General features: G+C 69.6%; 12 protein-coding genes. 6 read left to right on the forward strand and 6 right to left on the reverse strand.

The window, feature by feature from the left end; translation table 11 throughout:
* Positions 1–4 precede the first annotated feature (4 nt).
* Together sucC and AB0I53_RS23215 are read right to left on the reverse strand one after the other, a co-directional pair.
* On the reverse strand, positions 5–1171 hold the full coding sequence (sucC, locus tag AB0I53_RS23210) for an ADP-forming succinate--CoA ligase subunit beta (RefSeq protein WP_358606476.1): 1167 nt from the start codon (positions 1169–1171) through the stop codon (positions 5–7).
* 652 nt (positions 1172–1823) lie between these two features.
* Positions 1824–3539, reverse strand: coding sequence for a hypothetical protein (locus AB0I53_RS23215; protein WP_358606479.1), 1716 nt, complete (start codon positions 3537–3539; stop codon positions 1824–1826).
* A gap of 608 nt (positions 3540–4147) precedes the next feature.
* On the opposite strand from AB0I53_RS23215, the gene AB0I53_RS23220 reads away from it, so the two are divergent.
* A complete protein-coding gene (locus AB0I53_RS23220) occupies positions 4148–4840 on the forward strand; it encodes a M23 family metallopeptidase (protein WP_358606482.1) in 693 nt (230 codons plus the stop codon).
* A gap of 133 nt (positions 4841–4973) precedes the next feature.
* Positions 4974–5939: a YafY family protein gene (locus AB0I53_RS23225; protein WP_358606484.1), complete on the forward strand. Its 966-nt coding sequence runs from the start codon at positions 4974–4976 to the stop codon at positions 5937–5939.
* An 8-nt stretch (positions 5940–5947) separates the two neighbouring features.
* Here AB0I53_RS23225 and AB0I53_RS23230 read toward each other — a convergent pair whose 3' ends face one another.
* A complete protein-coding gene (locus AB0I53_RS23230; RefSeq protein WP_358606487.1) occupies positions 5948–6415 on the reverse strand; it encodes a MarR family transcriptional regulator in 468 nt (155 codons plus the stop codon).
* Positions 6416–6508: 93 nt separating this feature from the next.
* On the opposite strand from AB0I53_RS23230, the gene AB0I53_RS23235 reads away from it, so the two are divergent.
* Entirely contained in the window at positions 6509–8137 is a 1629-nt protein-coding gene (locus tag AB0I53_RS23235) for a class I SAM-dependent methyltransferase (RefSeq protein WP_358606490.1), read from the forward strand.
* A 1-nt stretch (position 8138) separates the two neighbouring features.
* On the opposite strand, the gene AB0I53_RS23240 is transcribed toward AB0I53_RS23235, so the two are convergent.
* Positions 8139–9026 carry an alpha/beta hydrolase gene (locus tag AB0I53_RS23240; RefSeq protein WP_358606493.1) on the reverse strand — a complete coding sequence of 296 codons (888 nt, stop codon included), beginning with the start codon at positions 9024–9026 and terminating at the stop codon, positions 8139–8141.
* A gap of 108 nt (positions 9027–9134) precedes the next feature.
* Here AB0I53_RS23240 and AB0I53_RS23245 point away from each other — a divergent pair, with 108 nt between their 5' ends.
* Together AB0I53_RS23245 and AB0I53_RS23250 are read left to right on the forward strand one after the other, a co-directional pair.
* Entirely contained in the window at positions 9135–9689 is a 555-nt protein-coding gene (locus tag AB0I53_RS23245) for a helix-turn-helix domain-containing protein (protein ID WP_358606496.1), read from the forward strand.
* 71 nt (positions 9690–9760) lie between these two features.
* On the forward strand, positions 9761–10111 hold the full coding sequence (locus tag AB0I53_RS23250; protein WP_358606499.1) for a VOC family protein: 351 nt from the start codon (positions 9761–9763) through the stop codon (positions 10109–10111).
* On the opposite strand, the gene AB0I53_RS23255 is transcribed toward AB0I53_RS23250, so the two are convergent.
* Positions 10075–11109 carry a YncE family protein gene (locus AB0I53_RS23255; RefSeq protein WP_358606502.1) on the reverse strand — a complete coding sequence of 345 codons (1035 nt, stop codon included), beginning with the start codon at positions 11107–11109 and terminating at the stop codon, positions 10075–10077. The two genes, AB0I53_RS23250 and AB0I53_RS23255, sit on opposite strands and share 37 nt — an antisense overlap.
* 177 nt (positions 11110–11286) lie before the next feature.
* Between AB0I53_RS23255 and AB0I53_RS23260 the strand changes: the two genes are divergently transcribed.
* On the forward strand, positions 11287–12198 hold the full coding sequence (locus tag AB0I53_RS23260; RefSeq protein ID WP_358606505.1) for a LysR family transcriptional regulator: 912 nt from the start codon (positions 11287–11289) through the stop codon (positions 12196–12198).
* Positions 12199–12325: 127 nt separating this feature from the next.
* Here AB0I53_RS23260 and AB0I53_RS23265 read toward each other — a convergent pair whose 3' ends face one another.
* The gene (locus AB0I53_RS23265; protein WP_358606508.1) at positions 12326–12892 is read right to left on the reverse strand and encodes a TetR/AcrR family transcriptional regulator; all 567 of its coding nucleotides are present in this window, start codon (positions 12890–12892) and stop codon (positions 12326–12328) included.
* Between the last annotated feature and the right edge of the window lie 55 nt (positions 12893–12947).

Consider the following 12947-nt stretch of genomic DNA (forward strand, 5'->3'; position numbering starts at 1 on the left):
GGCCTCATGCCCCCGCAGCCAGCTCGGCGGCCTTGTCGGCCGCACCGTCCATGGTGTCCACCATCGTCACGACCGGGTGGTTGGCCTCGGCCAGGATGCGGCGACCCTCTTCGACGTTGTTGCCGTCGAGGCGGACGACCAGCGGCTTGGTGGCCTCGTCGCCCAGGATCTTCAGCGCCTGCACGATGCCGTTGGCAACCGCGTCGCAGGCGGTGATTCCGCCGAAGACGTTGACGAACACCGACTTCACGGCCGGGTCGCCGAGGATGACGTCCAGGCCGGCGGCCATGACCTCGGCAGAGGCACCGCCGCCGATGTCCAGGAAGTTCGCCGGCTTCACACCGGCGTGCTTCTCCCCGGCGTAGGCGACCACGTCGAGGGTGGACATGACCAGCCCGGCACCGTTACCGATGATGCCGACCTCGCCGTCCAGCTTGACGTAGTTGAGGCCCTTCTCCTTGGCCTTGGCCTCGAGCGGGTTCTCCGCTTCCTTGTCCACCAGCTCGGCCTGCTTGGCCTGGCGGAACGCGGCGTTCTCGTCGAGGGTGACCTTGCCGTCCAGCGCGATGATCTTGCCCTGCGGGTCCTTGACCAGCGGGTTGACCTCGACCAGCGTGGCGTCTTCGGAGACGAAGGTCTCCCAGAGCTGGACGATCACGTCGGCGACCTGGTCGGCGACCTCGGCCGGGAACTTGGCGGCGGCGACGATCTCCCGCGCCTTCTCCTGGTCGACGCCCTCGATCGGGTCGATCGCGATCTTCGCCAGCGCCTCGGGCTTGGTCGCCGCGACCTCTTCGATCTCCATGCCGCCCTCGACGGAGGCCATCGCGAGGAAGTTGCGGTTGGCGCGGTCGAGGAGGAACGAGAAGTAGTACTCGTCGGCGATGTCGGAGGCGGTGGTGACCAGCACCTTGCGGGTGATGTGGCCCTTGATGTCCAGGCCGAGGATCGCCCCGGCCTTGGTCTCGGCCTCATCCGGGGTCTCGGCCAGCTTCACGCCACCGGCCTTACCGCGGCCCCCGGTCTTGACCTGGGCCTTGATCACAACGGGCCCGCCCAGTTCTGCGGCGGCTGCCTTGGCCCCTTGCGGCTCGGTTACCACGGCGCCGGGCAGCGTCGGCACTCCGTGGGAGGCGAAGAGCTCCTTCGCCTGGTACTCGTACAGGTCCACTCGACTCTCCTGCGACGTCGGTGTCGGACTCGGTGACGATATCGACCTGCGACGACGCATGGGGCGGCGCACCCGGTGAACTGCCTCACCTGAGGTGGGGCGTTAGGCCTGGTCGAACCGTCCAGCACGGGGATTCGCCTGCTCCGCAGGCTCGATATCGACGTTCGTGGTGACGAACGGAACAGCGCACCGTGACGGTGTGCCAGGCATTGTCGACCGCGCCGCGGGCGTCGGCAAGGCGGCAGATCGAGTGATCCGCCCGCGGCGAACGGCCGAACACCCGCGTCACTCCCGTTCGTCGTTTCCGCTGCTCACCTGGGCCATGAGCCATTTGGGAACCGTTTTGCGCAGTGGTGCGCGTGACGTCGTTTCCCGTGGAAACCGTGGCCTCCGCCCGAGCACTCGGTGATTCCCGGCTCACGTATGCCGCGACACGCGGCGTTGGGACTGTCCCCGCTGGCTGGCGTGGAGCGAACGGCCTGTCCGCTCCGATAGACGATTGAGGCGACCGTTCGCCTCGGTAGCTGGGTGGACAGGCGGCTTCCAACGACGCAAGCCGCCTCCCGCGACCACAGCCAGCGACCCAAGCGAGCCCGTGCCCTGCGGGAACTCCGCTCCAGGGCCGCTAGGTGCGATCAGGAAGCCTTCCTTATTACTGTCGATCGCGGGGCACGCGGGCAGCCGCGATCGCGGTTCCGAGCAGCACCACCACGCAGGCCGCTCCGAACCACAGGCCCAGGCCGGGCTCCGAGCCCGGCAGCCGTTCCGCGGTCAGCGGGAATTCGAGCACACGGACCGCCACGACTAGCGCCGCTGCGCACAGCAGCGCCGCAGCGCGAGGCGGTCGGCACATCGGCGCCAGCACCGCTGCTCCGACCACCGCGGCCAGCGCGATCACCAGTCCCCAGGACGTCGTCCCGAAGGCGGTGAACACGCCGGGCGCTGTGTAGTCCGGGGCCGTGAGCACCGGGAAGCTGAACGCGCCGGCACCGAGCAGCAACGCGACGAGCGACGGAACCAGCACCATGCGGTGCATCGCCATTTCCGTCAGATCCACGTCGTCGCGCTCGACCGCGCCGGCGATGGCCGCGATGATCGCCGCGAGCGCGGCGAACAGCACCGCGATCCCGGCCGCCCAGGCGCCGATCCCGGCGTGCGCGTCCGCTGCCTGCACGGCGGTGAACACCGCGTCGAGCACCCCGGCCGCCGCGAACGGGATCACCACCCAGACCACCGGCAGCATCGGGCGCAGCCATCCGGCGGCGCGCGGCAGCAGCAGTCCGATGCCCAGCGCCACCAGCAAGAAACCGGCCGGCCACAGCATCCGCGCCGGATACGGCGACGGGTCGCGCAGCCCGAAGGGCATCTCCACCTGCGGCGCGGCCGCCGCCAGCACAGCCAGCGCACCGGCCACCAGCGCGAGCACGGCCGAGATGGTGATCAGTCGGGTCAGCGCGGGCAGGCGCAGATCGTCGGCCGGCTCGGCGGAATCGGCGCGCCCGGCAGGCACCGCCAGCACCACCAACGCGATCACCGCGACCACGACGAGCACCGGCCCCCAAGCGAACTGGACCCCGTCGAGCACGGCCGCGGAGACCAGCGGCGGCACGGCCACGCAGGCCAGCGCCGCGGCCACTCCGAGCAGCCCGCCGCGGGCGAACTCCGGGTCGGTGGAGCCCGCCAGGAATCCGGCGGCGCTCGGCACGGCGACGGCGAGCAGGATGCCGCCGATCAGCAGCACCACCGGCCCATCCAGCGCCGGATGCGGCAATAGATATGGATCACCGGAGGCGAACGGCGCCATCAGGACGCCGACGGCCGCGACCACGCCGGCGCACAGCACGAGCGTGAGCAGGCCTTGCCGGTGCGAGCCGGTGTCCTCATCGCCGTGCCCGATGCCCCGAACCGCGAGAACACCGGCGACGATCGCCGCGACGTGTCCGGCGATGAGCAGCCAGACTCCGGTCGACGGGGCGAGGGCCTCGAGGGTTTCCACCCGGAGCAGCTCGGGCCGGGCGGCCAGCCCCGCCTCGGCGACGAACTGCAGATCCAGCACCAACCGGCCGGGCGCGAGCGCCGCCGGGCCGACGAGCACGGCCGCTGCCGTTCCGAGCCGCCCGCGCTTGGCGAAGACGAAAGCCAACGCAGGGGCGAGCAGGGCGAGCACCAGCAGGAGCGGCCATGCGAGGAATGCCGCCGGAGCGCTGGGCACGACGAGCCCGAGCAATGGCCCCAGGCCGACGAGCAGGGCACCGGCGGCGGCCACCACGATCGCGACCCTCAGCCGCATCGGTAGATCGAGGTCGGGCTGCGGATTCGTGGCGTGAGCCGAGGAACCGCCGGACGGATGGTCGGGCCGCGCAGTCACCGCGCAGACGCTAGCAACCCCGGATGCCGGCGCCGCTCACCGGTCGCACCACTCAGGGACATCCCCTAGAACCGCCCGAACGGAGCACTTCCGAGTGCCCATCAAGCCGCTCTTAGAGTGTGACTCGCGACACATTTCACTACGGCCCGGCATCTTGATCGAAACATCTTCGCGTCCACGACGGGCCGATCGATCTACCCCGCGGCGATCACGAACCCGCTGGCAGCTCCGCTGCGCGACGACCACTCCCAGTATCTACACAGGCCCGACAATCAGGCCCGCCGCGCTCCTTTTGGGCACGTTCCGTAGTCGAGCCACCACGGACCGGGATTTGCCCCTAGGGGATCACCTTGGTTACGGTCCCCCGGTCCGTTGTCACGGTCTGATCACGAAGGACAACCTTCGGCCGGTTCCCCGACCGGCCCCGGGATCCCCGCCCGGGAAACGTGATCCGGCTCCCCGAGACGGAAGGGCAGGCATTGGCTCGACACCGCTCCCCCGGCGGCGAAGAACAGTCTCCGGGCTGTGCGGAGGCGTCCCCCGACGACCCCTCCAGCAGTCCGGCGAAGACCCGGGGCTCCTCACCCGCATCGGTCTGGCGCGGCCGCGTGGTCGTCGCCGCCGTCGCAGCCGGCGCCTTCGCGGCCGCCGGGCAGTCGATGGCCGCAGGTGAAGGGCACGCCGCCCCGGACCACGACGACTTCAACCCCTCCGACGCGTCGGCCTCGTTCAACACCGCGATGGCCGAGCAGTCCTACACCGGCGTCGGCGGCAGCGCTCCCGCTCCGGCGATGCTCCCGGTCGCGAAGACCACCGACGTCAGCTCCGACATGGAGAAGCTCGAGAAGAGCGAGCGGATCACCCAGGAGCGCGACGCCGCCCGCATCGCCGCCGAGGAGGCGGCTCGGGCCCCGAAGTACGTGCTCCCCGCTGACGGCAGCTTCACCTCCGGTTTCGGTGGCCGCTGGGGCACCACGCACTACGGCATCGACATCGCCAACGCCAAGGGCACCCCGATCTATTCCGTCGCCGACGGCGTCGTGATCGAGGCCGGCCCGGCCAGCGGTTTCGGCCTGTGGGTGCGGGTGCAGCACGAGGACGGCACGATCACCGTCTACGGCCACGTCAACACCATCACGGCCAAGCAGGGCACGAAGGTCAAGGCCGGCGACCAGATCGCCACCATGGGCAACCGCGGCTTCTCCACCGGCCCGCACCTGCACTTCGAGGTGTGGAACACCAGTGGCAAGAAGATCAACCCGCTGCCCTGGATGCAGTCCCGCGGCATCTCGCCCGCGTAGGACCCAGCGCGAATTCAGAAGTGGCGCCGACAACCGTCGGCGCCACTTCTGTTTCCAGACCGGCCTGATCTCGTTGCTCATGCCCCCCATGTAGGACCGTTTTCGACCTACATGGCGTGGCATCCTGCATCGCGTGACCGACACGACGTCCCGCCTGCTCACGCTGCTGTCGCTACTGCAGACCCCGCGCGAATGGCCGGGCAGCGAACTCGCCACGCGCTTGGAGGTCAGCCCGCGCACCATCCGCCGCGATATCGACCGGCTGCGAGAGCTCGGCTATCCGGTTGAGGCGACGATGGGTGCGGAAGGCGGCTACCGCCTGATCGCCGGCACGGCCATGCCTCCCCTGCTGCTCGACGACGAGGAGGCCGTGGCCGTTGCGGTCGGCCTGCGCACGGCGGCGCGGAACACCGTGCACGGCATCGAGGAGACGTCCGTGCGGGCGCTGGCCAAGCTCGAACAGGTTCTGCCCTCGCGGCTGCGGCGGCGGGTCAACGCCCTCGGCGCGGCAACCGTGCCGCTGACGCTGGCCGGCGACGGGCCGGCCGTCGATCCCGAGCTCCTCACCACGCTGGCCAAGGCGATCACCGCCCGGGAGCGGCTGCGCTTCGCCTACCGCACCACCGATGGGTCCGAGAGCAAGCGCCTGGTCGAGCCGCACCGCCTCGTGACGGCCGGCCGCCTCTGGTACCTGCTGGCCTACGACAACGATCGCGACGACTGGCGAACCTTCCGCGTCGACCGGATCACCGAGCCCTGGCCGACGGGAGTCCGGACCGCGCCGCGCGAACTGCCCGCCGAGGACGCCGCCGCCTTCATCAGGCAGAAGCTGTTCGGCCTCGCTCCGACCTACCGGGCGGTGGCGACGCTGCACGCTCCGGTCGAGCAGATCTCCGCCCGTCTCGGCGACCAGGTCGATCTCGAACCGATCGATGAGCACAGCTGCCTGCTCCGCAGCCGTACCGACACGCTGGATTGGCTGGCGTTCCGGCTGATCCAGCTCGGCTGCGAGTTCGAGGTGCACGAGCCTGCCGAACTCGTGGAGCACCTGCGCGAACTGGGCGCTAGGGTGAGCCGCGCAGCGGGACCACGGCGTTGAGCCTCGCGTCACGACCCTCGCTGCCGGTGCCACTTCTGCATCAGCTCCGGAATCTCGGCGCGGAGGAACTCGAAGAACCGGCGAGTCTCGTCCAGGCGCAGCCCCGCCCCGGTTTCCGCGCCGACCGCGGCCACGCCTTCGGCGAGGGTCCGCTCCCAGCCGAGCAGTTCCGCGTCGCGCTCGACGATGCTGGTGTACCAGACGTCGTCGAGCACCCGGTAGTGATCGCGCCGCTCGCCGGGACCGCGTTCCCGCACCACCAGCTTGACCTGCGCCAGGTAGCGGACCGCGCCGGACACCGCCGCCGGGCTCACGTCCAGCGCCTCGGCGAGCTCGCTCGCCGTCCGCCGCCCCTCGTCGGCGACCAGCAGGCTCGCGAACACCCGCGCCGCCATGCGTGGGAAGCCGGCGCCGGTCAGGTCCAGGGCGAACCGCTCGACGAACCGCAGCACCTCGTCGCCGGTGCGTTCTGCCATGTCCTCATCCTCAGCAGCCGTGTCGATCACACGAAAGATTTTATACGTTTTCTTTATTTCACGAATTTGTGAAACAAGTGTAGCTTGGGCCGCGTGACCGAACAGATCCGGTTTACCGGCGCTCAGCAGACGCTCCTCGGCCCCCTCTACGCCCGGGCCCTGGACAACCGCAGGCCCGATCCGGTGCTCGGCGACGAGACCGCGGATCGGCTGCTCGACCGCATCGACTTCGACTTCCGCCGGCTGATGAGCACGGGAGACCGGATGGCGGTGATCCTGCGGGCCAAGCAGCTCGACGACTGGGCGGCGCACTACCTCGCCGAGCACCCCGATGCAGTGGTGTTGCACCTCGCGTGCGGCCTGGACAGCCGGGCGTTCCGGCTCGACGTGCCCGCCGACGTGCACTGGTACGACATCGACATGCCCGACGTGATCGAGCTGCGGAACCGCCTCTACCCGCAGGGCCCGGCGAACTACCGCACCATCGCGGCGTCGGTGACCGAGCGGGACTGGCTCGACGAGATCCCGACGGGGCGGCCGACGCTGGTCATCGCCGAGGGCCTCACGATGTACCTGACCGAGGCCGACGGCGTGGACCTGCTGCGCCGGCTGGTCGAGCGCTTCGAGATCGGCGAGATGATCTTCGACTCGGTGCTGCCGTGGACCGTGCGGGCTGCCCGCTTCTCCGGGTTCCTGCAGCGAACGGGCGCCTCATTCCACTGGGGCATCGGCGATCCGCACTCCCTCGAACTGCGCGTGCCAGGACTCCGGCTGCGGCAGGAACTGCCGATGATGGACCTGCCGACCGTCGCGAAGATGGACGCGACCAACCGGACGATCGCGAAGTTCATGAACGCCATCCCTCCGCTGCGCAAGGCCATGCGGCTGCTGCACTACAGCTTCGAGCACCAGCCGCGGGAGAAGGTCGAGCTGACCGGCGCGCAGGCGACCATGCTCGCCACGCTCTACCTGCGCGCGCTGGACAACCGGTCGGCGGATCCGATGCTCCGCGACCGGCACGCCGACGAGGCCGTGCAGCGCATCGACTTCGACTTCGGCAAGTTCAAGCTGCACGCGCACAACGCCGGTTCGGTGGCGATGCGCGCCAAGGCGCTGGATCGCTGGGTCGAGGAGGCGCTGCGGCCCGGCATGACGGTCCTGCACCTGGGTTGCGGGCTGGACAGCCGCTTCGAGCGGATCGATCCGCCGGAGAGCGTCGAGTGGTACGACATCGACCAGCCCGACGTCATCGAGCTGCGCCGGCGCCTCTTCCCGGAACGCCCGCACCACCACACCATCGGTTCGTCGGTGACCGCGACCGGCCTGCTCGACGACATCCCCGGCGACCGCCCGGTGCTGGTGGTCGCCGAAGGACTCACGATGTACCTGTCCGAAGTGGACGGTCTCGCGCTGCTGCGCCGCATCACCGGGCACTTCCCCAGCGGAGAGCTGATCTTCGACGCCTTCAGCAGCCTGGGGGTCCGGGTGTCCAACCGGTTCAACCCCGCGGTGGTCCATGCCGGGGCACGCCTGCACTGGGGCATCGACGAGCCGCGAGCGCTGGAATCCAACGTGCCCGGGCTGCGGTTCGTCACCGAGTGGTCGTTCACCGATGCACCGGAACTGGACAGGTACCCGCGACCGGTGCGGGCCGCCATCCGCGCGTCCGGGCGCATCACCGCGATGCGGCGGATGGGCCGAATGCTCCGCTACCGCTTCTGACTCAGCAGGACGCCGCCAGGTCCAAGAGCCGGTGCGCGCCGGGCGACTCGATCGGGAAGTGCCCGGCGCCCGGCAGCATGGCCAGTTCCTTCGGCCCGGTAAGCCGGTCGAAGAACGGTCGACTCAACTCCACCGGCGTCCAGGCGTCCTCGGCGGGATGCGCCAGCACGACCTTGATGTTCCCCGCCTGCTCCGGTTCCACCGCCGGAGCCGATGTCAGGACGGTGCGCAGGAAGCCCAGCGGCATCGAGTTCCCGCCGCCGAGCTCATCGGCGATCACGAGATCCACGAATTCGCGGTTGCCGCTCATCCCGCGCATGTTCGCGAACCACCGCATCGGAATCGAAATCGAATCCGCCGGGCGGGCGAACCGCAGCAGCGGCTGGGAAATGCGGCCGAGGAGGGGCGTCCGCGCGATCCGCTCGCGGGCCGCTGCCGAGCGCGGATCGAGGAGGCAGGTCACCAGGATCGTGTCGACCAAGCCCGTTCGGGTCGCGGCTTCGTACGCCAGCATTCCGCCCATGCTCGCGCCGATCAGCAGCGGTGCCGGGCCCATTCGCGCCTCCGAGCGCACGAAATCGGCGGCGAGTGCCGGCCAGTCCGGGTAGCGGATGCGGTTGCGCCTCGGCACGCGGGTGCGGCCGTAGCCCGGCATGTCCGGCACAGCCACCTGAAATCCGCGAACGGCGAGCAACGCGGCGAACGGCCGCATCGCATCTGCGTGCCCGCCCGCCCCGTGCAGCAGCACCGCCCGGCGCGGGGCGTCCGGTGCACCGACCCGCTCGACGTGGACGTCGAGATCGCGCCATCGCCACCAGGTGGATTCCGTGCGCGGCAGTGACTCCAGTTGCAGATCCGACGGAAAGAATCGCAGGTATTCGCGTTTCATGGTGCTAGTCTGCGGATCACCGACAACCGCCCACAACTCGCATTTGAGACACCCATCGACATCCCCCGCAAACGGCCGCGCCAGCAGCGATCCCAAGAGACGTTCGAGGTGATCCTGGAGGCGGCTGCTCAGGTTTTCCAGCGCGAAGGGCTCAGCGCCACCACGAATCGCATCGCCGAGCGGGCCGGCGTCTCGATCGGTTCGGTGTACCAGTACTTCCCGAACAAGCGCGCCATTCTGCACTCGCTCGGCGAGCAGCACCTCCAGCAGCTCGAAAGCGATCTGGCCGGGTTGTTGCGTGATATGTCGAACCTGCCTCCGCGATGGGGAGACGTGGTTCGCGTGCTGGTGGTCGGCGTGCTCGAAGTTCACCGCAGGCACTCCGGCCTGCACAGCCTGCTTTTCGAGCACGCACCCAGGACGGCCGAGGGAGTCGCGCGAGTTCGGCGATTGTTCGACTGGCTGATCCCGGAGATCGCGCACCAACTCCGCCGCTGCTCCGTCGGCGGGCCAGACCACGAGTTGACCGCTGCGCTGCTGGCGCAAGGAATGGATGCGCAGATCCACCGCGTGGTCCTGGCCTGCGACGACGATGACACGCGGTCCGAACGCACCGAAGCGCTGATCGCGTTGTGGAGCGCGCTGCCCGCCTGCCGCGGATAGCCTTTCAGGGCCTCTCTTGGAGCGGCGGGCTGCCCGCTGCCGTGGCACGGTTTCGTCAGGAGGTGGTGGCGATGATCAACGGTGCGCACTTGCTGCTGTTCAGCCGGGACGCCGAACGGGACCGGGCATTCCTCCGCGACGTGCTCGGGTTCGATTCCGTCGACGCCGGGGACGGGTGGCTGATCTTCGGGCTGCCGCCCGCAGAACTCGCCACCCATCCCACCCGCGGCGAGCCCACCTGCGAGCTCTACCTGATGTGCGACGACATCGCGGTCACCATCGGCGAGCTGCAGGAAAGCGGCGTCGAGATCACCCGCCCGGTCAGCAACGAAGGCTGGGGACTGCTCACCGCTATCCGCCTGCCCAGCGGCACCGAGATCGGGCTCTACGAACCCAAGCACCCCCGGCCGACCGGGATGTAGGCGAGACCGTGCGCGCCGGGCTCGCCACGACGATCGATCGGCAGCGTCGCCAACGTGCGATGGGTTTCGAGGTCGATGACGGAGACCGTTGAGGACGCGACGGCGGAAACGTAGGCGCGCGTGCCGTCGGGCGAGGACGCGATGGTGAGCGGGAAGCTGCCGACCTCGGCGCTGCCGAGCGGCTCATAGGTGCCCGGCGCGTAGCTCAGCAGCCGCCCGGGTCCCTGTCGGCCGAGGGCCGGGCCGCCGGCGAACCGGAGCCCGCCCACGAGCAGCGTGCCGGCGCTGGTGACGTTGACGGAGAACACCGGGTCCTCGGTTCGGATCGTCCGGACGATGGCGTTCGTCTCGGTGTCGATCACCTCGATGCCGGTCGGCGCGACGGTCGCCCCGTCGAACTCGGCCTTCGGCGTGGCCACGCAAACGTGCTTGCCGTCCGGGGTGACGGCGATGCCTTCGCTGCCCGGGACCGGCACTTGGTGCAGCAGCCGGCTGGCCTCCAGGTCGACCACTGAGACGAACGGGGCTTCCTTGTTGCTGGCGTAGCCGCGACGCCCGTCCGGCGTGATCGCGAACCAGTGCGGGCCCGGCGCTCCGGTGTCGATGCGGCCGATCTGCTTGCGGGTCTTCGTGTCGAGCACGACCACGGCGCCCGGCCCGGCGGGCCCGGCCTCGACGCTGACGTACAGCCGCCGGTTCTCGGCATCCAACGCCAGGCCGTGCGGGCCGTGCTCCGGTGCGATATCGACCACCTCGACGATCTCGCGCGCATCGGCATCGATGACCGCTATCTCGTGGGCTCGCCCCATGTTCTCGCCGTAGTAGCCCGAGCGGTAGGTGATCGCGCAGTACAGCACCCGGTGCTCGGGGTCGAAGCAGAGCTCGTGCGGTTCCGAGGGCAGTTCGAGGGTGCCGAGCGGCTGGTGGGTGATCGCATCGTAGAAGCTCACGGTGGGGCCGCTCTGGCTGACCACTGCCAGCACGTCGCCGTTGCGCATGGGTCGGTTCTCCTCAGGTCGAAAGGTTCCCGCCGGTGCGGGATCATCTCCACCCTGGGCCGGTGAAATCATTGCCGCGATAGCAGAGTCAGCACGCAATCCTTGCCCTGCGCGCAATACTGCTGGTGGCCAACATCCTTCGCGGCAGTTGTGACCGACGTCATAATGGAGTTCCGAATGTCCACGATGGACTTGAATCTGCTGGCGGCGCTGGATGCGCTGCTGCGCGAGCAAAGCGTGACGCGCGCGGCGGAACGGCTGCAGACTTCGCCCGCGGCCATGAGCCGGACACTGGGCCGGATCCGCCGCATCCTGCACGACCCGATCCTGGTGCGCGCCGGTCAGAGCATGGTCATGACGCCATTCGCCGCGGCGATGCGCGACGACGTGCACGCCGTCATCGAGCAATCGCGCGCGCTGCTCACCCGTGGGGCGGCGTTCGACCCCGCTTCGCTTTCCCGCACCTTCACCTTGCAGGCCAGCGATCTCCTGGTCGACGCGCTGACTCCCGCGCTGCTCGCAGCGACCGGGAGTGCCGCGCCGGGAGTGACGCTGCGGTTCGCTTCCGAAGCCGCCGAGGACACCAGCGCCCTGCGCGACGGCCTGATCGATGTGGAGCTCGGAATGCTCAGACACCTCGATCCCGAGACCCGCACGGCGCCGTTGACCTCGCTGCGGCTGGTCGGCGCGGTGCGCGTCGAGCATCCGCTGGCTCGCGGCCGGGTCACACCGCAGCGATTCGGCGCGGCCGAGCACATCAGCGTTTCGCGGCGCGGTCGGACACGTGGGCCGGTGGACGAGCGGTTGGCGGAGCTGGGAATCCAGCGGCGGGTCGCGGTCGTGCTGCCCAGCCACACCGCCGCGCTGCTGCTGACCCGGGAGACCGATCTCGTCTGCCTCACAACGGAATCCGCGGCACGACGACTCGGGCTGCACACCTTCGAGGTGCCGTTGGACCTCCCGCCGGTGGAGGTGGGCATGGCGTGGCATCCCCGCAACGACGCGGACGCGGCCCACCAGTGGCTGCGGGCCCGCATCCGGGACACCATCGCCGTCCTCGGCGACTCCGCCGGCGGTGCGAGTTCCTGACCAATCCCCTGCGGGCACCGCGACAGCGACTTCGATCGCGGCGCCGCTGGGATTCCGGCGCCCGCGCGGTGTTCACCGAGCAGCACGCCGACTTCGACCGTTCGGATGCCTTGGCGGCAGGCCGGATTCAGTTGCGCAACACGTTGGCCAGGATCGCGTCGGCATACTCGTGATCGAGGGGCGCACCGCTGACCAGCATGCGGTACCACAACGGGGCGACCAGCGAGTCCTCCAGCAGTTCGGGATCGATCTCGGGCAGCAGCCCCGCCCGCTGCGCAGCGACGATGCGGCTCTGATTGCCGGATCGCAGCGGAGTGTGGATCCGTTCGCGGATGGCGTTTTTCAGTTGCGGATCGTGCTGCGCCGCGCCGATGACACCGGTGATGACCGCGCGCAACCTAGGGTCGTTGAAGGTGTCGGCCAGGCGGTGAAGCCAGGTGCGCAGATCGCCTGCCACGTCATCGGATTCGGGCAGCGGCACGATGGGCGCGGCCCACATCTCCAGCAGCGCGTCGAGCAGCACCGCGTTCTTCGAACGCCACCACCGGTACACCGTCGGCTTGCCCACCCGCGCCCGGGCCGCGATCGCCTCGATGGTCACCGCCGAATAGCCCTGGTCCACGCAGAGATCGATGGCCGCCCGCAGGATCGCGTCCCGCGACCGGGCGGTACGCGCGGTGGAGGTCTCGGACATGCGCGACACCATAGCACCAACAGAACGTTACGTAACGTTCTTGACTCGGCGGCGC

It is taken from the genome of Saccharopolyspora sp. NPDC050389 (assembly GCF_040655595.1).
GTDB lineage: Bacteria > Actinomycetota > Actinomycetes > Mycobacteriales > Pseudonocardiaceae > Saccharopolyspora.

Excerpts from the sequence above, each read along its gene's own strand:
- AB0I53_RS23260 (WP_358606505.1), top strand. The coding sequence starts at position 11,287 with ATGTCCACGATGGACTTGAATCTGCTGGCGGCGCTGGATGCGCTGCTG.
- AB0I53_RS23265 (WP_358606508.1), bottom strand. The coding sequence starts at position 12,892 with ATGTCCGAGACCTCCACCGCGCGTACCGCCCGGTCGCGGGACGCGATC.
- AB0I53_RS23230 (WP_358606487.1), bottom strand. The coding sequence starts at position 6,415 with ATGGCAGAACGCACCGGCGACGAGGTGCTGCGGTTCGTCGAGCGGTTC.
- AB0I53_RS23250 (WP_358606499.1), top strand. The coding sequence starts at position 9,761 with ATGATCAACGGTGCGCACTTGCTGCTGTTCAGCCGGGACGCCGAACGG.
- AB0I53_RS23255 (WP_358606502.1), bottom strand. The coding sequence starts at position 11,109 with ATGCGCAACGGCGACGTGCTGGCAGTGGTCAGCCAGAGCGGCCCCACC.
- AB0I53_RS23240 (WP_358606493.1), bottom strand. The coding sequence starts at position 9,026 with ATGAAACGCGAATACCTGCGATTCTTTCCGTCGGATCTGCAACTGGAG.